The organism is Vibrio sp. TRT 29B02, assembly GCF_050113655.1.
In the GTDB taxonomy this organism is placed as follows: domain Bacteria; phylum Pseudomonadota; class Gammaproteobacteria; order Enterobacterales; family Vibrionaceae; genus Vibrio.
In genome coordinates this window covers 48,539-69,136 of sequence record NZ_JBNJOJ010000023.1, presented here as the reverse complement: position 1 = coordinate 69,136, position 20,598 = coordinate 48,539, and the positions used below count along the sequence as shown (strand labels likewise).

Annotated in this window: 18 protein-coding genes; 8 read left to right on the top strand and 10 right to left on the bottom strand. The window is 45.1% G+C overall.

What is annotated here, in order from left to right; translation table 11 throughout:
* The first annotated feature begins 274 nt into the window (after positions 1-274).
* Positions 275-934, top strand: a complete 660-nt coding sequence (locus ACQEXT_RS14675) for a 2OG-Fe dioxygenase family protein (protein ID WP_171052145.1) — start codon at positions 275-277, stop codon at positions 932-934.
* Positions 918-2,153: a cysteine desulfurase-like protein gene (locus ACQEXT_RS14670; RefSeq protein WP_426952746.1), complete on the top strand. Its 1,236-nt coding sequence runs from the start codon at positions 918-920 to the stop codon at positions 2,151-2,153. Before ACQEXT_RS14675 ends, ACQEXT_RS14670 begins: the two co-directional genes overlap by 17 nt.
* A 43-nt stretch (positions 2,154-2,196) precedes the next feature.
* Here ACQEXT_RS14670 and ACQEXT_RS14665 read toward each other — a convergent pair whose 3' ends face one another.
* A complete protein-coding gene (locus ACQEXT_RS14665; protein ID WP_138971170.1) occupies positions 2,197-3,021 on the bottom strand; it encodes a DUF2797 domain-containing protein in 825 nt (274 codons plus the stop codon).
* A gap of 262 nt (positions 3,022-3,283) precedes the next feature.
* Between ACQEXT_RS14665 and ACQEXT_RS14660 the strand changes: the two genes are divergently transcribed.
* Entirely contained in the window at positions 3,284-4,585 is a 1,302-nt protein-coding gene (locus tag ACQEXT_RS14660; protein ID WP_171052141.1) for a GGDEF domain-containing protein, read from the top strand.
* Here the strand turns inward: ACQEXT_RS14660 and ACQEXT_RS14655 are convergent.
* The 3 genes from ACQEXT_RS14655 to ACQEXT_RS14645 all read right to left on the bottom strand — a co-directional run bounded on the left by ACQEXT_RS14655 (position 4,575) and on the right by ACQEXT_RS14645 (position 7,473).
* Positions 4,575-5,330: a SanA/YdcF family protein gene (locus tag ACQEXT_RS14655; protein ID WP_138971171.1), complete on the bottom strand. Its 756-nt coding sequence runs from the start codon at positions 5,328-5,330 to the stop codon at positions 4,575-4,577. The genes ACQEXT_RS14660 and ACQEXT_RS14655 overlap by 11 nt on opposite strands.
* Positions 5,330-5,650 carry a DUF3392 domain-containing protein gene (locus ACQEXT_RS14650; RefSeq protein ID WP_331417842.1) on the bottom strand — a complete coding sequence of 107 codons (321 nt, stop codon included), beginning with the start codon at positions 5,648-5,650 and terminating at the stop codon, positions 5,330-5,332. Before ACQEXT_RS14650 ends, ACQEXT_RS14655 begins: the two co-directional genes overlap by 1 nt.
* A gap of 134 nt (positions 5,651-5,784) precedes the next feature.
* Complete coding sequence (locus tag ACQEXT_RS14645) at positions 5,785-7,473, bottom strand: NAD-dependent malic enzyme (RefSeq protein WP_269376259.1); 1,689 nt, start codon at positions 7,471-7,473, stop codon at positions 5,785-5,787.
* Positions 7,474-7,631: 158 nt separating this feature from the next.
* On the opposite strand from ACQEXT_RS14645, the gene ACQEXT_RS14640 reads away from it, so the two are divergent.
* From ACQEXT_RS14640 to ACQEXT_RS14630, 3 genes are all read left to right on the top strand, one after another.
* On the top strand, positions 7,632-9,977 hold the full coding sequence (locus ACQEXT_RS14640) for a helicase-related protein (protein WP_426952758.1): 2,346 nt from the start codon (positions 7,632-7,634) through the stop codon (positions 9,975-9,977).
* A 215-nt stretch (positions 9,978-10,192) separates the two neighbouring features.
* Positions 10,193-10,570, top strand: a complete 378-nt coding sequence (locus tag ACQEXT_RS14635; protein ID WP_426952743.1) for a transporter — start codon at positions 10,193-10,195, stop codon at positions 10,568-10,570.
* A 254-nt stretch (positions 10,571-10,824) separates the two neighbouring features.
* On the top strand, positions 10,825-11,478 hold the full coding sequence (locus ACQEXT_RS14630; protein ID WP_426952741.1) for an outer membrane beta-barrel protein: 654 nt from the start codon (positions 10,825-10,827) through the stop codon (positions 11,476-11,478).
* Positions 11,479-11,539: 61 nt separating this feature from the next.
* Here ACQEXT_RS14630 and ACQEXT_RS14625 read toward each other — a convergent pair whose 3' ends face one another.
* The 3 genes from ACQEXT_RS14625 to ACQEXT_RS14615 form a co-directional block, all read right to left on the bottom strand.
* Positions 11,540-12,730 (bottom strand): amino acid aminotransferase, encoded by a 1,191-nt coding sequence (locus ACQEXT_RS14625; RefSeq protein WP_426952739.1) that lies wholly within the window; start codon positions 12,728-12,730, stop codon positions 11,540-11,542.
* Between the two features lie 217 nt (positions 12,731-12,947).
* On the bottom strand, positions 12,948-14,438 hold the full coding sequence (locus ACQEXT_RS14620) for an HD-GYP domain-containing protein (protein ID WP_426952737.1): 1,491 nt from the start codon (positions 14,436-14,438) through the stop codon (positions 12,948-12,950).
* A gap of 216 nt (positions 14,439-14,654) precedes the next feature.
* Positions 14,655-14,954 (bottom strand): hypothetical protein, encoded by a 300-nt coding sequence (locus ACQEXT_RS14615; RefSeq protein ID WP_426952735.1) that lies wholly within the window; start codon positions 14,952-14,954, stop codon positions 14,655-14,657.
* Between the two features lie 185 nt (positions 14,955-15,139).
* Between ACQEXT_RS14615 and ACQEXT_RS14610 the strand changes: the two genes are divergently transcribed.
* Both ACQEXT_RS14610 and ACQEXT_RS14605 read left to right on the top strand, forming a co-directional pair.
* Positions 15,140-16,540: a PLP-dependent aminotransferase family protein gene (locus tag ACQEXT_RS14610; RefSeq protein WP_426952734.1), complete on the top strand. Its 1,401-nt coding sequence runs from the start codon at positions 15,140-15,142 to the stop codon at positions 16,538-16,540.
* A gap of 85 nt (positions 16,541-16,625) precedes the next feature.
* Positions 16,626-16,829: a hypothetical protein gene (locus ACQEXT_RS14605; RefSeq protein ID WP_426952732.1), complete on the top strand. Its 204-nt coding sequence runs from the start codon at positions 16,626-16,628 to the stop codon at positions 16,827-16,829.
* 56 nt (positions 16,830-16,885) lie between these two features.
* Here ACQEXT_RS14605 and ACQEXT_RS14600 read toward each other — a convergent pair whose 3' ends face one another.
* The 3 genes from ACQEXT_RS14600 to ACQEXT_RS14590 form a co-directional block, all read right to left on the bottom strand.
* Positions 16,886-17,125 (bottom strand): hypothetical protein, encoded by a 240-nt coding sequence (locus ACQEXT_RS14600; RefSeq protein WP_426952730.1) that lies wholly within the window; start codon positions 17,123-17,125, stop codon positions 16,886-16,888.
* A gap of 170 nt (positions 17,126-17,295) precedes the next feature.
* On the bottom strand, positions 17,296-18,696 hold the full coding sequence (gene asnS, locus ACQEXT_RS14595; RefSeq protein WP_138971177.1) for an asparagine--tRNA ligase: 1,401 nt from the start codon (positions 18,694-18,696) through the stop codon (positions 17,296-17,298).
* Positions 18,697-18,876: 180 nt separating this feature from the next.
* Entirely contained in the window at positions 18,877-20,490 is a 1,614-nt protein-coding gene (locus ACQEXT_RS14590) for a methyl-accepting chemotaxis protein (RefSeq protein ID WP_426952728.1), read from the bottom strand.
* Between the last annotated feature and the right edge of the window lie 108 nt (positions 20,491-20,598).

Below are 20,598 nucleotides of genomic sequence, written 5' to 3'. Positions count from 1 at the left end.
TTACATTTTGTGTGGCGAGTGGTTGATATAACCTGTTGAAGTTTAAAAGGTATTCCTAGTGTGATAGTGAAGTCGTCTAATATTTTCAATCCTTGCTTTTTAAATCTGGTTGAATTGTCTGATTTAAATTGCTTTAATGGATAAAAGTTCTTTATATCTATTTATGTTGGATTGAAATGCTAAAAAAAGTTGATCTTACAATACAAGTGCGCAAATAATGAATGTGAACAAGATGTTAATCATATTATAGGTATGTACATTCATTAAGGAGATGATGATGTTACATCAGCGTGAAACTACCCTTCAACTCACCAAACTTAGCGATACGGCGATTGCTCAGCTTGCACCATCGTTTACTCAGCTTCCGCACACAGAACATGCCGATGGTAAATTCCGCTTAAGACGTTATTCCGTTGTCTCTTTTCGAGATGGCGAAGTAGTCGATTTGGGCAAAAATGAATTTATGCAAACGGACGACATTAACCGTTTCCAAGGCAACGTTGTCAGACAGTTTGAACCTATTGAAGAGAGCACTCTAAACAGTGATGGTATGCGCGAGATGTGTCAGCTCTTTGTTTCTTCAAACAATCTGACTAATGAGCATGAGATTGAAATTCATCAGATCCGTATTGCAGCTATTTACGATGAGACACAAGTCGCTCCTGAAGGTGTTCACCAAGACGGATTTGAGCATATCGCGCTTGTTGGCATGGGGCGTCACAATATCGAAGGTGGCGATATCATGCTTTACAACAGCTTCAATGAAGCGCCATTTTTCCGCAAGGTTTTACAAAGTGGTGAGGTCGCAATGCTCGCTGACGACAAGCTATGGCATAACGCTCAGCCAATCCGCTCTGTAATCGAAGGCCAAGAAGGCTATATGGATGTATTTGTTCTAACCGCGAAGGATGCAGTGAATGAGCTTCACTCCTAATTTAGTAAGAGCGCAGTTTAGCGCTCTTAATCAGACTCATAATGACTTACCAGTACTATTTCTTGATGGCCCAGGAGGCTCTCAAGTACCTCAATCCGTACTGGATGCGATGACCGCTTATCTTGGATTCTTCAATTCCAACTTGGGTGGACACTATTTCTCTAGCCGTAATACTACCGACTTAATGAAGCAAGCTCGCGAGCATGCTCAGGCTTTGGTCAATGCTGAATCGAGCGACAATATTGTCTTTGGTGCCAATATGACGTCACTCACGTTTCAATTGAGTCGTGCTATAAGCCGCGATTGGAAGGTCGGGGATGAAGTGGTTGTTACCGCATTAGATCATTACTCGAATGTATCAAGCTGGCAGCAAGCAGCAGAAGACAAAGGGGTTGTTGTTCGACAAGCTCGTGTTGAGGAGTCGGACTGTAGCCTAGATATCGATCATCTTATCTCTCTTATTAATGATAAGACGACCTTGGTAGCATTAACTTTCGCGTCAAATACGACGGGTTCAATCGTCGATATGCAGCGTGTCATTGAAGCGGCACATACTGTGGATGCGATGGTCTATATTGATGCGGTACATTATGCACCCCATCATTTGGTTGATGTCCAACAACTTGGTTGTGATTTTCTTGCTTGCTCAGCGTACAAGTTTTTTGGACCGCACGTTGGGATTGCCTATGTCGCGCCTAAATGGCTACATACGTTGAAACCATACAAAGTTGAACCAGCAACGAATGTGGGGCCTGGTCGTTTTGAGACAGGTACGCAAAGTTTTGAAGGTCTAGCCGGAGTGGTTGCAGCGGTGAGATACCTAGCTCAATGGGGTAAGGACGGCGACTCGCTGAGAAATCGCTTGATTGACTCCTACAAGCAGTACAATCAACACGAGTCTGCGATCAACGAACGGGTTCTGGCTAGGCTGTCAGAATTAGATGGCGTCACCTTGCTAGGGCGCAATGAGGCAGATAGCCAAAAGAGAACACCGACTTTCGCCTTGACCTTCGATCAACATACGCCTGAAGAGGTAGCGAAGAAGCTTGGTGAGCGTAACATTTGTGTCTGGAATGGGCATTTCTACGCACTCGGATTAGTCAGGCAGTTAGGTCTCGAGTCGACAGGTGGGGTAGTACGAATTGGCTTTATGCACTACAACACATTAGAAGAAGTGGACATTCTGTTTGATGAACTGAAAGCAATTCTTACCCATTAATCGACCCAAATTAAAAAGACCTCCGATTGGAGGTCTTTTCTGTTTAAGCCGTAACTTCAACTTCGTATGAGGTGAATTTACGAATGTTAATCACGCCAGTATCGAAAATCATATATTGGCCTTTGATCCCTTGTAAAACGCCGCTGACTTCGGGGTTTTTATCAAAGTTATGCGAAGTTATCTTAGTGGGGTGTTTCTCCACTGGATAGCTAATGGTGGTGATATCACGGCTAAGCACTTCAATAGCGTCGTCACCAAACTGTTGTTTTATCTCAGTAATCTTATCCTCGACCAGAGGCAACAGCTCTAAAAAACGTTGCTCCAGAGCCATAGGTTCGCCATCACCCTTTAGCAGAGTTCGCCAGTTGGTTTTATCGGCGATGTGCTTCGCCAACTCTACCTCGATCAGTCCCGAAATATGGCGTGTTTTCACTTTAAAAATAGGTAGACCTTGAGTGGCGCCTTGGTCAATCCAACGAGTTGGAATTTGAGTATGGCGCGTAATGCCGACTTTCAGACTTGATGTGTTTGACAAGTAAACATAGTGGTCGACCATACAGTTCTCTTCACCCCACTGAGGTTCACGACATGTGCCTTGGTCGTAGTGGCAGGTTTCTGGCTTCATTATGCACATATCGCAGCTTGCGAGTTTCTTCATACATACAAAGCAGTGACCTTGTGAGTAGCTCTTCTTGGTCTTCTTACCGCAAGAACAGCAGAAGATGTTTCCTGTATGCGTCAGGGTCAGCGTTTGGCCGATAAAAGGCGTTAAGTCGACGAGCTCTTCGCCGACAGGCAGTCGATAACTAACGGTATTTTCTAGAGAGGCACGCATTTTACTCAGCGTACCTTTGGCGATTAAAGACATGACAGTGCTCTTCTTTATTCGAGGTTGAATCCTCGTTGTTTTTAGCGTTTGAGTGTAACACTTTTTTAGCCAAATGACTTCGGTTCAAACGTCGGACGGTGTTTAGACATTGGGGCTGTGACGCGACCACTTTAAGAGGCATATCTAATATTTTGCCGCTAAGTGACATTTAAAATGGGGTAAAATGGAAGCAAGATCTTATTATTAATTGAGTGCTGTGTCATTTAATGGGTCGAGTTAACTGCCAAAACGGATTGTTCTATTGAAAGTTATACATAAAGCTATCTTCACCTTGGTTGCTATAACCTTACTTGTCGTTCAATTATTTTGGATGCATGGTGATGAGCGCGTCGTTAAGATAACCCCCGCACAGTTTACCTTCGCTGCAACCAACGATCAGTTACAGGGTGGGGTATCGACGTCTTCACTCAACATAGAGAATGAGAAAGCCTTGCTAGAGTGCCATTTGGCGAAAGGCGATTTATATCCTTGGCCCTATTGTGGCATATCGATTACCGTTGGTGACTCCATAGCCAGTGGTATGGACTTAGAAGGCTTTCATACCATAAAACTTGATGTTGATTTCGAGCAACTTAATGCTGACAAGTCCCCATCGCTACGGATCTACCTCAGAAACTATAATCCCGCTTATTCGACAGCAGACAATGAGTATTCATTCAAATACAACGGGCTGGAATATACTCCAGGAATCAAGGGGGGCGCGATAGAGATTCCGATTGCCAATTTACAGGTTTTAACTTGGTGGCTGAGTGACAATCAAATTCCAATCGCGCATTCAGCTCCTGAATTCTCAAATGTGGTCAAAGTCGAGTTTGCTACTGGCTCTGGACACTCTCAAGGCGATTACAGGCTACAGGTTAATAGTATTGAGTTTGTCGGTAACTACATTGATGGCGAAGATTTGTTGCTTGGTTTGCTGGTCTTTTGGGTTGCACTGGCATTGGTTTATAGCATGCTTGAAATCAAACGTGGCCGCCAGATCATCCAACAATCCCAGTATCGCCAAGAGCACCTTCGCAAGTTAAACCGCCACCTAAAGGAGCAAAATGTCCACTTTGCTGAGTTAGCTAACCGTGATGCCCTGACTGGAGCCATGAATAGACATTCGATTCGTGACTGGTTAGAAAGCAACTACGTAAAGAATCGCGTCGATGGAAAACGTCTTTCAGCGCTTTATTTGGATATAGACCACTTCAAAGCGGTGAATGATAAGTACGGACACGCAATGGGTGACGATATATTAAGAGAGTTCACCATGGTCGTTCTTAGCGCATTGAGCGCAAGTGAAAGGTTAGTGCGTTGGGGCGGGGAAGAGTTTGTGGTCTTTTGCCCGGGGCTTTGCTCAAAAGAGGCCACTGAACTGGCTGAGAAGATACGCCATAGAGTCGAGTCGCATCTATGGGTGCATGGCGATCCCTTGACCGCCAGTATTGGCGTCGCTTCGCTTGGTGACGAACGACCAAATGAAATGTTAATGCGAGCCGATGAAGCCCTTTTTATGGCGAAACGACAAGGTCGAAATAAGGTCGTTTTTAATCCGTAAGCTGTTGGTTTGTATCCTGCCCATCGATCATTTCGTTCTCATCGAGGTCTGCTTGAGTCGATTTTATAATCGGCTCTTTCGGACCTAAAAATTTAGGCTGAGCGTGAATGATGTAGATGTCCAAAAACGCTTTTGTACGGGCAAAGACTTCACGCACTCGCACCTGTAATCCCGAATGTCGAGACGGTCCAGCGACAGCAAAACATTTCGCATTGATATCGTGAGAGTTGGCGATAAACAAGGCTCGTTCACAGTGGAACTTCTGCGAGATAATCAGAAAATTATCCGTGTCAAAAATCTCTTTAGCGCGCACAACTGAGTCTAGTGTTCGAAATCCAGCATAATCTAAAAAGATCCGTTCTTCAGGGATGCCAGCTCTGAGCAAATCGCGTTTCATCGTCCATGGTTCATTGTATGAGCGATGCGCATTATCACCACTTAATAAAAAGTGGCTAACTTTTCCTTGTTGATACAACTCAATCGCCGCATTGATGCGGTTGGTGTAATACTCATTGAGCACCTTGCCCAAATACTTGCTGGTGCCTAAAACCACCGCAACATCAAATTGTTCGATTTGCTGTGGTTGAGTAAAGACTTGGTGTCTCGCCTGATATGACACCCATCGATCAACCACAAACAGCGCCGCAGACACGGCGACAAAAACAGCCGGAAGCCAAGCGATGAGTTTGAGCATGCGACTTAACCAAGTTTTAGCTGGCTTGTCACGATGGAAGAGTTTACGCACTAAATTTGTCGGTTCCTTTGCGCCCATAGACCAATAATTGTGAAGCAAAACAAAACGATGGTAAACATGATGCCAGCATCGAGCCCACGTAATGTCCGAGACAGGTAAGGGGTTGCCTTAACAATGATTAAGCCGTAACCAAATGCGTTAATCAAGACAAAAGCGATCGTTCTCAGCGCGAAGTTGTAGTTTCTTAATAGACGTCTCAACAGTGCATTAATCTCGCCACCGGCCATAACCAAAGTACAGGCGATAAGCGCCGTCGAAATTTCGCTGAGGTAGGGGCTAAGGTAACCCCCAAACATATTCAAGTATTCCATTTAAGTACGTTAGATAATGGTGATTTAGCGAGAATAGCACGAAGTAATGTGAGGATGTCCAGCATGGTTGAGCTGAGAGTTCACTTTTGTGGCAGGAATAAAAAAACCCAGCGTAGCTGGGCTTTTAAATTTGTTTAGAATGCAGTGCGTTTGTAGCGACGGTAAACTGGCTGCCAGAAAGAGGCGTCGATTGCTTCTTCTAGTGCTTCGTCTGGGATCTCTAATGCAACGCCTTGCTCGATGGCTTTCTTCGCCACGGCAAAAGCAATCTTCTTCGATACCGAGTGAATCGCTTCAAGAGGGGGTAAAAGTGCACCTTGGCCGTTAATCGCGAGTGGTGAACAGGTCGCGAGCGCACGGCTTGATTCCATAAGCATCTCATCAGTGACACGTTTCGCTTGTACCGCTAATACACCTAAACCGATACCAGGGAAGATGTAGCTATTGTTACACTGAGCAATCGGGTAAGTTTTACCTTCATGAACCACAGGATCAAATGGGCTACCTGTTGCGACTAGCGCTTCACCGTTAGTCCAGCGAATAATGTCGCTAGGAGTGGCTTCCACGCGACTTGTCGGGTTCGAAAGTGGGAAGACGATAGGACGAGCACAGTGTTTGTGCATCTCTTTAATCACTTCTTCACTAAATAGGCCAGGCGCACCTGAAACACCGACAAGAACGGTTGGTTTAGCATTACGCATAACATCCAACAAAGAATATCCGTTGCTGTCAGTTTGCCAATCAGCCGTGTTGACATGCTTTTGAACAAGACGTTGCTGGAAGTCGAGTAGATTAGGCATGCCTTCTTGTAGCAGACCCCAACGGTCGACCATAAATACTTGTGAACGAGCTTGCTCGTCGCTGATCCCTTCAGAGACCATTTGCGCGATGATAGCTTCAGCGATACCACAACCTGCCGAACCCGCACCTAAGAAGGTAATGCGCTGTTCTGAAAGCTGACTTCCCGCCGCTTTACAAGCTGCCAGTAGCGAACCGACAGTAACCGCTGCGGTACCTTGAATATCGTCGTTGAAGCAGCAAACGCGATTTTTGTAGCGCTCCAAAAGCGGCATGGCATTTTTTTGTGCGAAGTCTTCAAACTGGATTAGTGCTTCTGGCCAACGGCGTTGAACGGCCTGCATGAACTCTTCAACAAATGCATCATATTCAGCCCCAGTAATACGAGGATGACGCCAGCCCATGTACATTGGATCGGCAAGTCTTTGCGGGTTGTTAGTGCCCACATCGAGTACGATTGGAAGCGTGTAAGCAGGGCTGATACCACCACACGCGGTATATAGAGCCAGCTTACCAATTGGAATCCCCATACCACCGATACCTTGGTCACCGAGACCAAGAATACGTTCACCATCAGTCACAACGATAACCTTGACATTGTGGTTAGAAGCGTTGTTAAGAATGTCGTCAATGCGATCGCGGTTTGCGTAAGACACAAACAGACCACGTCCACGGCGATAGATATTCGAGAAGTTTTCACACGCAGCACCAACGGTTGGTGTGTAGATGATAGGCATCATCTCTGTAATGTGATTTTGAACCAGTCGGTAGAAAAGCGTTTCGTTCGTGTCTTGAATGTTACGCAGGTAGATGTGCTTATCCATATCGCTTTCAAAGCTGCAATATTGTTGATACGCACGCTCTACTTGCTCTTGAATCGTTTCAGTATTTTCAGGCAATAAACCTTCAAGGTTAAAAGATCTTCTTTCCTGTGCGCTAAAAGCACTGCCTTTGTTTAGCAACGGCGTACTAAGCAGAGCAGGGCCAGCATAAGGAATGTATAAAGGGCGTTTATCGTTATTCATCACTTGCCTTAAGTAGGGTGGAGTGGTCTCTAGACCTTTGGAACTCGGAACCTAAAAATGATAGGGATTCGTTGTCTTATTGTAAACTGAATATTCCTGCATTCTGGTAAAGTTTGCGTATATAATTTGGCGTTTTAATGTCAAATGTTCAGCGAAGTATGTTCAGCTTACCGATAGATACCCTTAAATCCGAATTCTTAAAAGAGATATCGGCACATCATCTGATTGTAGAGGCTGAAACTGGCTCAGGAAAATCGACTCGTTTGCCCTTGTGGGCGGCTGAAAATGGACGAGTATTGGTGATTGAACCACGTAGGATTGCTTGTACCTCGTTAGCTCAATTTCTTGCTGAACAAAAGCAACAGCCGATTGGTCAGTCTGTTGGGTATGCGATTAAGTTGGAGACGCGTTGCGACGATGAGACTCAAATCGTATTTGTTACTCCAGGTGTCGCACTGCGTTGGTATAGTGAGAATCAACTGGCAGGCTTTAGCACTATTATTGTCGATGAATTTCATGAGCGGCGTTGGGATACCGACTTACTGGTTGCTCTGCTTAGAGAGGCACAACGTCATCGCTTAGTGATCACGTCAGCGACTATCGAAGGTGAAAAACTGGCGCGTTATGTCGGAGCAAAGCGACTGCAAGCGAAAGGCCGCAACTTTGATGTCGCCATCGGTCATCGTGCTGGCGACTCTCGCCAGTTGCCTGATGCTCGTCAATTGGATGAAAGAGTTAAACAAGAAGTGATGGCACTTCTGGATGTGGATGGGGACATTCTGGTTTTTTTACCTGGGCGTAAAGAGATTACTCAGTGTCAAAGTAAGTTATCCTCCATTGAAGGGGTTGTTGCGCTACCTTTGCACGCTTCGGTTACTGACCAGCAAAGAGATCTCGCACTCAATCCTCAGTCTTACAAAAAGGTCGTACTGGCGACCAATGTGGCCGAAACGTCTCTGACCATTGAAAACATTGCTGCGGTGATAGACTCGGGTCTGGAAAGACGAACCGAACAACGCAATGGTCGTACCGCATTAAGCTTAAAACACATTTCTAAAGCGAGTGCCAAACAGCGTAGCGGTCGAGCGGGTCGCGTTATGGATGGTCTCTGTATCCGCTTATATGGTGAACATGCCGCATTAGCGGAAGTGACGCCACCAGAAATGCATCGAGAATCTTTGACCGAAGCGATGCTGGCCTCCGCAAGTTGCGGTCGAGCATTAACGGCACTGACATTTATTGAACCTCTACCGGAGAAGTCTGTTGCGCAGGCACACTCAACCCTAGAACAAATGGGGGCGATAGACAGCCAAGGTCTGGTGACTGAGCATGGCCAACGTATCTATCCTCTTCCTATTGATGCTTTGTACGCAGATCTTGTTACCCGCATGCCGAGTAGAGCCTTGCAAGAAGCGATGGTTGATTTGACTTCAGTCGTCGCTACCCCTGCAACGTTATACCGTTTATCAAACGATGAAGAACAACTTGAGCAACTTCTTCAACAAGAACCTCTAGGGTGTGATGCTCAGTTGGCGATTGGCTTGCTGAGAGGAAATCGCTACCCCGCCATTAAGGTTGATCAAGATGTAATGAAAGAGGCGGTTATGTTGTCAGAGCAGATGCGAGCAGCATTTGAGTTACCGCAACTTGACGTCGCATCCCGTTATTCTCATCAGGATTTGGTCGAAGCGATTGCGCGATTGCACCCCGAGTTGGTGTTTGTGCGTCGAATGAAAAGAACAGAAGCGCTAGGCAATGGATCAATGGAAGTGATTCTTGGACGAGAAAGCCGTTTCCAAGATAAACACCAAGCCGCTTTGGTACTGGATACCCACAGCTTACCGGGAAGAGGGGTAAAACAGACGCTCAATTTAGCGACCTTTACTATGCCGATAGCGTTAAAGACTCTGCAATCGATGGATTTAGGAGATTGGCAGCAAGGAGAAGTCACCGAGCTAAGCGACACACCAATGATTGAGATGCAACTTGTCTATGCAGGGCGAGTAATCGCAACCCGCTATGAGCCTGCAACGGGAGAGTTTGCCATTAAGCCAATGTTGCAAGCAGTGAAAAATGACCAATATTTGCTAGGTTTGGCAAAACAGCGGCACAAAGAGATAGAACACTGGAAATTGTATGTTTCGCTTGGCTTATCGGAGCAAAAGGTTGATATAAGTGAGCTGGACTTCGACCACTGGTTTACTGAGCAACTGACCCTACTAGAGCTGTCCGACATTTCTGAGTTGGAATTATTTTCCGCAGAGGATTTTGTATTTAAAGGAATTCCTTACTGGGAATATCAGGATTTCGCGGATGCCTATCCGTTTGAGTTGTCGTTGGGTGATTTAAACTTAGATGTTGAATATCTTGTCGACAAAAAGTTGGTTTATGTGATTTACCGCGATGGACTACGCAAAGGGTATCCAAAGCGTTGGGAACTGCCGAAATGGAAGGGCTGGAGAATCCAGTACAAAAAGGCGAGCAAGATAGTGGACATCAAATAGTGCTGAAACCACAGGATATTATTTGGTATCCAAAATATTAAGCAACCGGTCTCTTATATCTCTGGATTGTACACATTTTGTTACCGTATTGGTTTTTATATAGCTTTTTCAAACAAATTTAGGGCATAAAAGACTATTGTTTTATATCCTATTGCTATATAAGGAGCGATCTAGGATATTTAGTACACTGTGTTGCCGATATTACGGGGGATGATATGGAACATCTGGGCAAGACAAGTGTTGTATTCGACTATACCTCTTTTCTCGGTGCTTCGTGCAGTAAAAAATGGACCTTTCTCGAAGCGATGAGCACGTTTGCTCCGATATTCAGCCTAGCGTGGAAGGATACGATTAAAGAGACGCTATCGGTAGAAGATCGCTTGTGGGATCAAGCCATGAAGTCGCTGTCTGCTAACCGCAGTGACGAGTCAAATATTATCACTTTGCTCAAACTGGCTAAACTTGAGGGGGTCGAAGAACTCAAGCTCGTTATGCCATATGAGCTCGATAATGAACAAATCGAACGGCTACGCGCTAAGTCTCACGCTGAAATCGTCAGTTTGTCACAAGATGAATTAATGGTTAAGTTTTAAACAAAAAAGATCTCGCATGAGATCTTTTTTACTATCTGCTCAATAATGCGCGTGACGGATCATAATTCTCACAATTCATTCAGTAACTTGCCAGTGAACTGTTCTATATTTTACTTACAATATTTGCCAACAACTACTGTAAGGCAATCGCCCAATATCTCCATTTTTGTTCAGTCAGTGCAGATCTTAGACTTAGCGATTCGGTTTCCCTGAACGATTGAATGTGAGTTGTAAATGGACTTAAAGAGGTCGTAATGGAAGTAAAGTACAGTTGGATACTCGCTCCTTTGCTGCTTGCCACATCGGCACATGTATCAGCAAATGACAGCACGAATCAGATTAACTATGGCTATGCGTATGCTGATCTTAGTGCCGGATCGTTGAATGAAAATCTAGGCGTAAACAATAACGTCACTGCTTTAGCCGTAGGCGGGAATTATCTATGGACGGAGAACATTCTGTTCACTCTAGACTACACGGCACGTTTTATTCACCCAGAAGATTTTACTACGGAGTTATACACTCTATTACCGGGAGTCGCTTATCGCTACCCAGTTCTCGACAAGTTAGACTTGGTTGCTAAAGCTAAAATCGGTTACTTGTGGGCAAAGCAATCGCAAGATTCCACCAATGCTAAGTTATTTAGCGATAGTGATTTGGTATTAGGTGCTGGCGTTGAGTTGAAGTATGCATTGACTGATGATTGGGAACTGGCCGCAGGGGCTGAGTTCAATTACACCGACTTCCTTAAAGAAGAGATTTACCAACTGCGAGCGGATTACCGTATTTCACCGCGAATTACCTTGGGTGGATTTTATACTCACCGCAGTGGTGATTTCGAAACCGTTAAGATTAGCGGTAGCGCGACGACGAACGAGGGCGGAATCTCTTTGCGTTTCTTGTTCTAACGGTTTAACCATCAATAAAAAAGCCAGCGATACGCTGGCTTTTTAAGTTGTTTGACCGTGATTAAAGAACCGCAGCGATACCTTTACAAAGAGGTAACATGTTTGAACGAGTCATACCTGCAACACTGATGCGGCCAGAACCTACGATGTAGATAGCGAACTCATCTTTTAGGCGTTCAACTTGCTCTTTGCTCAATCCAGAGAAGGAGAACATGCCGTTTTGACGTTCGATAAAGCTAAAGTCTGCATCAACACCTTGCTCTTTTAGTGTCACTACGAATAGTTCACGCATTTGTTGAATACGGTCACGCATCTCTTTCACTTCTTGCTCCCATTCTGCACGAAGTTCTGGGTTGTTCAGAATGTGAGTAACAACCGCACTGCCGTGTGCTGGTGGGTTTGAGTAGATAGAGCGGATAATCGCTTTAACTTGTGAGAATGCTGTAGTCGCGACTTCTTCAGATGCTGCTACGATTGTGAATGCACCGACACGCTCGTTGTACAGGCCAAAGTTTTTAGAGAACGAGCTAGCAACCAGAATCTCTTGGTTATACTGAGCAAAAATACGTAGGCCTTGAGCGTCTTCCTCAACGCCTTTTGCAAAACCTTGGTATGCGAAGTCGAACAGAGGTAGAAGCTTTTTATCCGCAACCAATTTCGCCAGCTCTTGCCACTCTGCTTCCGTTGGGTCGATACCCGTTGGGTTGTGACAGCAGCCGTGCAGTAGAACAACATCGCCTTCAGCCGCTTTTTCTAGGTCGGCTAGCATTGCAGCAAAGTCTTTGTCTTTCGTTTCTGCGTTGTAGTAAGTGTATTGAGCTGTTTCAAGACCAGCAGCAGTGAATACACCGTTGTGGTTTGCCCAAGTAGGGTTGCTGATCCAGATTTTAGCGCCGCCTAGTTGGCGTTTGATAAACTCACCTGCAACGCGAAGTGCACCTGTACCACCTGGTGCTTGTGCAGTTTTTGCCAATTTGTTGGCAACAATCGCAGAATCAGCACCGAAAAGCAGTTTTTGAACTGCCAGTGCGTACTCAGCCGTGCCTTCGATAGTTAAGTATGATTTGGTTTTCTCTGTTTCGACAAGCGCTTTTTCCGCTTTCTTAACAGTTGCAAGAACAGGGGTTTCACCTTGTTCAGTTTTGTAGATACCAACGCCAAGGTTAATCTTTTCAGCACGGGGATCTTTTTTAAATTCTTCAGTAAGGCCAAGAATAGGGTCTGCGGGAGCAGCAACTACTTTTTCAAACATAATCATCGTCCATGTTTATCGAAGGGAGGATATAAGTAACTCGGTTATTTATACCTGTCAAAACGGAGTGAGACAACAACCAATGTAAATAAAATTTCAAAAACAATGCGATTTTGTTGCATTGGCAAATCAAATATATATTTCTATATAAAAAGTCCCTTTAATCAAACGATAAAAGGGACATTAGTCTAGCGAAAATAGAACCACTATCAGGGGATTAGGCGTGCATCAGTTTTTCGAGTTCGTTTTCCTTTGCTTCCATACTGCGATACTTATCTGCTATCGCAACGAATTCGTCTTCAATCGCAAGAAAAGCCTCAACAATCTCGGGATCAAAATGAGAGCCATTCCCTTCAAGGATAATCGATTTTGCTTTTTCATGGCTGAAGGCTTTTTTGTATACACGTTCAGAGATAAGTGCGTCATAAACGTCCGCTAGTGCCATTAATCGACCTGAAATAGGGATTTCTTGCTCTTTAAGTCCATTGGGATAGCCGCTACCGTTCCACTTTTCGTGATGAGTGAGCGAAATTTCTTTAGCCAGTTTTAGAAACGAATTACTACCGAGTTGCTTTTCTGCCATTGATAACGCTTTAGCGCCAATCTCTGGGTGGTCCTTCATGACCTCGAACTCTTCATCGGTCAGTTTTCCGGGCTTGAGCAGGATGTTATCTGGGATACCCACTTTACCCACATCATGGAGCGGTGCGGATTTATAAAGCAATTCAATATAGTTATCGGTCAACAGCGCTTGATGGTGTTCAAACTGTGCCAAATGCTTAGCCAGCGCTCGCACATATTCCTGAGTTCTTAGAATATGTGCGCCTGTTTCGTTGTCACGCGATTCTGCCAAAGCTGACAAACTGACAATCGCGACATCACGAGTTGTTTTCACTTCATCTTGAGAGGATTCCAAACTATCAAGCATTTGGTTGGTCAGTGAGGCCATAGAACCAAGCTCATCATGTTCAAAGATAGGAACGCGGGCAGAAGTGTTGCCTTCAGTCACCGCCAGTAATGAGCATTCCTGAGCACTGAGTACACGACGCATGAGCTTACTCCACTGCACCATGATGGCAATGGTGTAGGCACCCAATACCACTGAGATATAGACAAATTCCTTAATTACGCTGACCTTGCCTGTGCCATCCAACACACGTTGTGGGTTATGTTCAAGCCAGAAAATATCTTTAACAGCGACCATGGCAAGCATGGTTGTCAAAGTGAAGATGAGTAAGCTGATAAGGCCGATCATTTGTTTGACGATCGATTGTCTCTTACCGCTCAATTCAAAATCGAATCGTTCAGACCGGTTTAACATGTCTAAGCTGGTGATTTTCGCATCGAGTTGCAGCAACAACCCGGTGAAAAAGCCGAACAAGGTCATCCCAAACAGAACTTTCAAGTTACTGTCGATAGTGAAGTCGTAGTAAGTGTTATAGAAGGTAGCGAGAATAATGCTGCCAACTAGCATTAAAGTGCTATCGAGTTGCGCGAATCGATGCTCTTTAACCATAGGGTGATTTTGCAGCAGAAAATGTCGCACTAAATAGACGCTACCAAAAGTGATAGAGATATGTAAGAACAGTTCACCAAAGGTCAGTGTTTCCAACATTGGGCAGACTCGTCCACCATAAAGTCCGAAGACGACAGCAGCAAGCACGTAGAGCTTTAGGGTTAAGGGGGCGTTGTAATGTGAGTTAACCATGTTAAGCCTTAATTACGTTATCAATGTGACTAAAACTAGTCGAACAACAGCAAGTTGACTAAAGTATGTATTTGCTTAGTCAATAAAAGACCGAGCATATTATCGATTTGTTTCGATTATTGATACAGTTTTACAACTTTAGCATTAGATTGAGTGAAAGGCTTAAAGCGGCGGGAAAGTAAAACGCACCCAGATAGGTGCGTTAAAAGGAGAGAGTTACTTTTTAAGGTTTAGCTGCGATTCAACCGCGTTGGCCTCGATGTCTGGACTTTTGCTGAGTTTGTCAGCTGCCCATTGATTGAGATGGGATAGAATTGCTTTAACGGCATGCTGCTGCGTGGCTTCTTCTCCTTTTGGTAACTCAAGGTCTTGTTTAGGATGTGAGCCAGTCGCATCTTCAGCAATGTGGAGCCAATCTGGGTGCCAGTAATATGGTTGACCACTTGGTGTTATCCAGCTATGAACGCCATTGCTTTCGCCTTTGTATTCAATGTGTGACGAATTGTACTTTGTCATTATTATCATCCCTTGTAAGGTTATTTGGATCACTTTAACCTGATAAATGTAACAGACTTACTGATATTTAATGTGATGAATCTCTATAAACAGAATGCGCTAAAGCGAATCTTTGTTAGTGAGATGTGGCGAAGCTCATCGATAGAGCTGTTGTGGTATCTTTGCCGCTCACATAAGAGGGTAATATGCATCGCTATCAACAATTAGCAAGTCAACTCAAGCAACAAATTGAAGCGAATACATGGCGTTCGGGCGAGAAAATCCCATCATTAAGAGCGACCAGTAGAAGTTTTTCGGTCAGTTCTGCAACGGTTCTTCAGGCTTATCAAATCCTCGAATCTGAAGGATGGATTAAGGCGCGTCCCCAATCTGGTTATTATGTTACTTCACGCCTTGGTATAGAGACTCCCCAACGTGAAGAGGCATCGATTCGCCCTGAATACCACGATGAGTTGTATGCGTTTTTAAAAAGTAATACACAGGCAGAAACGGCTTTAGGTTCTGCGTTTCCCTCACCGAATCTGTTTCCTATTGCAGATCTCAATCGTCATTTAGCCGCTGCGGGTCGTAAGTTGCCTGCCGAAGCCATTATTCACAATATGCCTCCTGGTAATGAAGCTCTGCGCCGATTGATTGCCCAGCGGTACATTACCGAAGGGATCAATGTATCGCACCAAGACATAGTGTTGACGTCCGGAGCGATGGAAGCTTTGAACTTGAGCCTCGAAGCGGTGTGTGAGCCTGGTGATACGGTAATCATTGAGTCGCCGGCTTTTTATGGTGCACTCCAAGCTATAGAGCGTCTAAAACTGAAGGCGATCGAAGTGGTCGTCGATCCCGAGACTGGGCTTTGTATTGACTCTCTGGCAACAGCGTTAGCAGAGAATGATGTCAAGGCTTGCTGGCTGATGGCAAACTTTCACAATCCAACCGGAGTCTCTCTTTGTGACGAGAAAAAGCGCAAAGTCATAGAGTTGGCAGACCAGCACGACGTCTATATCGTGGAAGACGATGTCTATTCAGAGCTTTACTTTGGTGACGACAAACCTTCACCGATTAAACTGTGGGATCGCAATGATAACGTCTTGCTATGTGGGTCATTTTCTAAGTCTCTCTGTCCCGGATATCGTATAGGTTGGGTCGTGAATAGGGCGCTCAATGAAAAGCTGCAAAAGCAACAGATGATTTCCACACTAGCGGGTAGTGCACCGATTCAGCAGGGCGTTGCTCACTATCTCCAATATGAAAGCTACGACAACCATTTACGTAAACTGCGCAAGCAGCTCAGTCATCGACTGGCGGCTTTCATCACGTCAATTCAGCAAGAATTCCCAGCGGATACTGTGATTTATGAACCTAAAGGTGGGTATTTTGTGTGGTTGCAGTTTTCTCAACATATTGATACCCATAAAATTTACCAACAGTTATGTGAGTTAGGTATCTCTATCGGTTACGGTCAGCTGTTCAGTTCAAAACAGCAGTATCAAAACTGTATGCGCCTAAACATTTCATTTGAGCACAGCGAGACGTTGTCGCAGGCGATAAGGCAGCTTGGCATACTGTTAATGGAACAGAGTAACAACTGATAGGGTGTTTTTGTTTTAAACTGTAGTGCTGCCAAAAAGTGAAGATGTGTTGCAATTGTCCCAATAGTCAAACAAGGGATAAGTTATGGAAAAACAACACTATCGGCATGAGTCTCGGCTACTTATCGTGGCTGTAGTATGCGCGGCGCTGCTAGTATTTGGGCATGTTATTCTGGCCAAATCTTTTGCGCAGCTGGCGTGGACGGAGTACACCGCGGCGGCGATTCCGTTTGTTATGCTGGGGTTATGTCTGTTTGGCATCTACTACGCTGCTAAAGCTAGCGACTGAGCATACCGTCAACGAGACATCTTGGGCCGCCCACAAAATGGGAGGCCTAACTTAACTTAGCTATTATTCTTGTTATTGAGGTGATCGACAATTGCTTGTTTGGCATGTTGCTCGTTCGCCGTTTCCCCGTCTTTCAAATCTAACGGCTGTCTACCGTGCAACCCAGTAATGTCTTCAGCAACGTGTAACCAATCTGGATGCCAATAGTAGGGTTGCTCACCCTGAGGATGGTCCCAGCTATGAACGCCTTCTTTTACGCCATTGTAAGAGAGGTCTTCAATTTTAAATAGTTTCATAATCATCACTCTACTGCGTTGAAGATACTTTTACATTAGCTCTTTTGGTGGTGCTTTTCTAATACCAGCTATGATAAGTAAGTGTTCAAATTTCTATACTTGAATTGCAACTGGCATAAAAAAACCTCCGCGTTGGCGGAGGTTTTTATAGATTGAGTTAACTTCGATGATTAGAAGTTTGCAGAGCGTGGTGTACGTGGGAATGGGATCACGTCACGAACGTTGCCCATGCCTGTTACGTAAGACACAAGACGCTCAAAACCTAGACCGAAACCAGCGTGTGGCACAGTGCCGTAACGACGCAGGTCACGGTACCAGCTCATGTGCTCAGGGTCGATTCCCATTTCACGCATACGTGCATCAAGAACATCTAGACGCTCTTCACGTTGAGAGCCACCAATGATTTCACCGATACCCGGAGCTAGAACATCCATCGCTGCAACTGTTTTGCCATCGTTGTTAAGACGCATGTAGAACGCTTTAATGTCTTTCGGGTAGTTCTTAACGATTACTGGCGCTTTGAAGTGTTCTTCTGCTAGGTAACGCTCATGCTCAGAAGACATGTCGATACCCCATTCAACAGGGAACTCAAACTCACGACCAGAATCCAGAAGGATTTGAATTGCGTCGGTGTAGTCTACCTGTGCGAAGTCTGAAGATACAAACTGTTCAAGGCGAGTAATCGCTTGTTTGTCGATACGTTGGGCAAAGAACTCTAGGTCATCACGACGCTCTTCTAGTACCGCTTTGAATACGTACTTCAGCATGTCTTCGGCAAGCTTCGCTACGTCGTCTAGTTCTGCAAATGCCACTTCAGGCTCTACCATCCAGAACTCCGCTAGGTGGCGACTGGTGTTAGAGTTTTCAGCGCGGAACGTTGGGCCGAAAGTGTAAACTTTGCTTAGTGCACAAGCGTAAGCTTCTGCGTTTAGCTGACCGGATACAGTCAGGAAAGTCTCTTTACCGAAAAAGTCTTCGTTGTAGTCAACTTTACCTGCGTCAGTACGAGGTAGGTTTTCCATGTCTAGCGTAGATACGCGGAACATTTCACCTGCACCTTCCGCATCTGAAGCCGTGATCAGTGGTGCTGATACCCAGAAGTAACCTTGTTCGTGGTAGAAACGGTGGATCGCTTGAGAAAGACAGTTACGAACACGTGCAACTGCACCGATGACGTTAGTGCGAGGGCGTAGATGCGCTACTTCACGTAAGTATTCGATAGAGTGACGAGTTTTTGCCATTGGGTAAGTTTCAGCATCTTCAACCCAACCAACAACTTTAACGTCAGTCGCGGCAAGCTCAAAGTCTTGACCACTTGCTGGAGATTCAACAATCTTACCTGTTACTTCGACAGAGCAGCCTGTTGTAAGCTTTAGTACTTCGTCGTTGTAATTATTAAGATTATTAGGGACCACGGCCTGAATCGGGTCGAAACAAGAGCCGTCATAAATGGCAAGGAAAGAGATTCCAGCTTTGGAATCACGACGTGAACGGATCCAGCCACGAACAGTCACTTCACTGTCTACTGCTAGCTGACCTTTCAAAACGTCTGATACAGGCGCGTAAGTCATGTTTGAAATATTCTCCATTGAGGTAAAAATTCAACCCAATGCGTGATACTCAATAGAATAAATAATGAGCAAACATTGGGTTGGATAGAATTCTATAGATTCAATGGAACATATTACCTTTCAAATATTATGCTTCAACCTTTATTGTCACTTAGTCGAACAAAAAATCCCATTATTCGCCTATTTCTTGCCAGAAAGTGTGAATTGATCGAGTAGAGTCTCAAGATGTTCAGAAAGTTGCTCAAGATTCATACTGATATCGTGGGTCTTAGCCGCAGACTCTGATGTTTGATTGGCATGTCGGGTAATGACTTGTACTTTGTTTTGGACTTGGTGGCTCAGTTCTGCCGTATTGCTGGATTGTTGTTGGATGCTATTGGCATGAGCGAGAGCTTGTTTCATCTCTTGAACGACTTCAGACATAGCATGGGACAATGCTTCAATCTCTGTTGAACGTTCGTGAGCGGTTCCACAGACCGTGTCGACGGAAGCCAGCGAGGCCTCACTGTCTTGCTGGAACTGAGAAATGATTGCTTCGATACTGCTGGTCGCTTCAGCGGTGCGACTTGCTAGATTACGAACTTCCTCAGCAACCACTGCAAAACCACGACCTTGTTCGCCCGCTCGAGCGGCTTCGATAGCGGCATTAAGTGCCAACAAATTGGTTTGTTCCGCGACACCTTTAATGACTTCGAGAATGCTAGATACCTCAGCAGTCTGGTTGTTGAGTTCGACAATGCTATCTTTGACTTGCTCGATATCGGTTACTAGTCCCTTGATCTCATGGCTGGCACTATGTGCTTTCTCAGCACTTTGCTCCGCGATACGCGTGGTGTGCTTGATCAACGATGAGGCGTTTTCGGTCGCTTGTTCAACCTGAACCTGCTGAGACTGCATCTGTTCAATGTTGTATTGCACCTCAGCGGTTTCAGTTTGCTGATTGGTCGCTGCACTGTCTGTCACTTGAGCAACTTGGGTCAGTTCAGATGCGCTACTTGCGACTTTATGCGACGTGGATTGAACCTGAACTAGGCTATCGTTGACGGTGTCCATAAAAGAGTTAATCGCACCAGATAGCTGGCCGATCTCGTCATTTTGCTTACTATCAAGACGCTGAGAGAGATCTTTGGTTTCGCTAAGGCTTTGCATAAAGCCGGAGGTTTTCTGAATCGGTCTAACGATGATTTTACGGATGAGACCCAGAGTGATCAGAAAGCCAACAAAACCGAATGCAGACATGATGGCTAGAGCGATCAGCGCTCGGTCCTTAATGAGGTCGTTAACATGAGAGAGGTTGTATTCGAGACGAATTGCACCTAGGACTTCGCCTTCTGGCGCTATATGACAGGCAACACAGTTGGTGCCGCGATAGTTTTCGCTTGCTTTCATTGGCAAGGCAACAACGATGCCTTTGCCCCAATCGGCAGAGAAAGGTTCTATAACCAACTCACCGTTAAGTGCACGCTGGTCGATATCATCGACAGGTTTCTGGTTCTCTTGACCAGCGCCGTATAACTTACTGACGGCTTCACCGCGCAAAACCCTAACTTGTTCAATACCGTCTTGCGCTAATGCTTTTTGTCGTAAAGTCTCTTTTTGTGCCATTGTGCCCGTTAACATCATCATGTTCAGGCTGTCGAAATAGTTGCTTGCTTTGTCGTGTAGTTGTTCACTCAGCACCGAGTTTATTAACTCTCGCTGCTGTAAATATTGGTAGGTGGTAGATGCAACAAGTACTAAGCCGAAGACCGTAACCAGTGTGATGAGCAATTTATTTGTTATGGATATGCGCATTATCAGAAATAGTATTAATAATTGGAATAGACTTCAAAAAGTCTCGCTTATCTATCGACGGAAGGGAAGACGGTAAATTTTATACTGTGACCTTACTCTCTGTGAGGC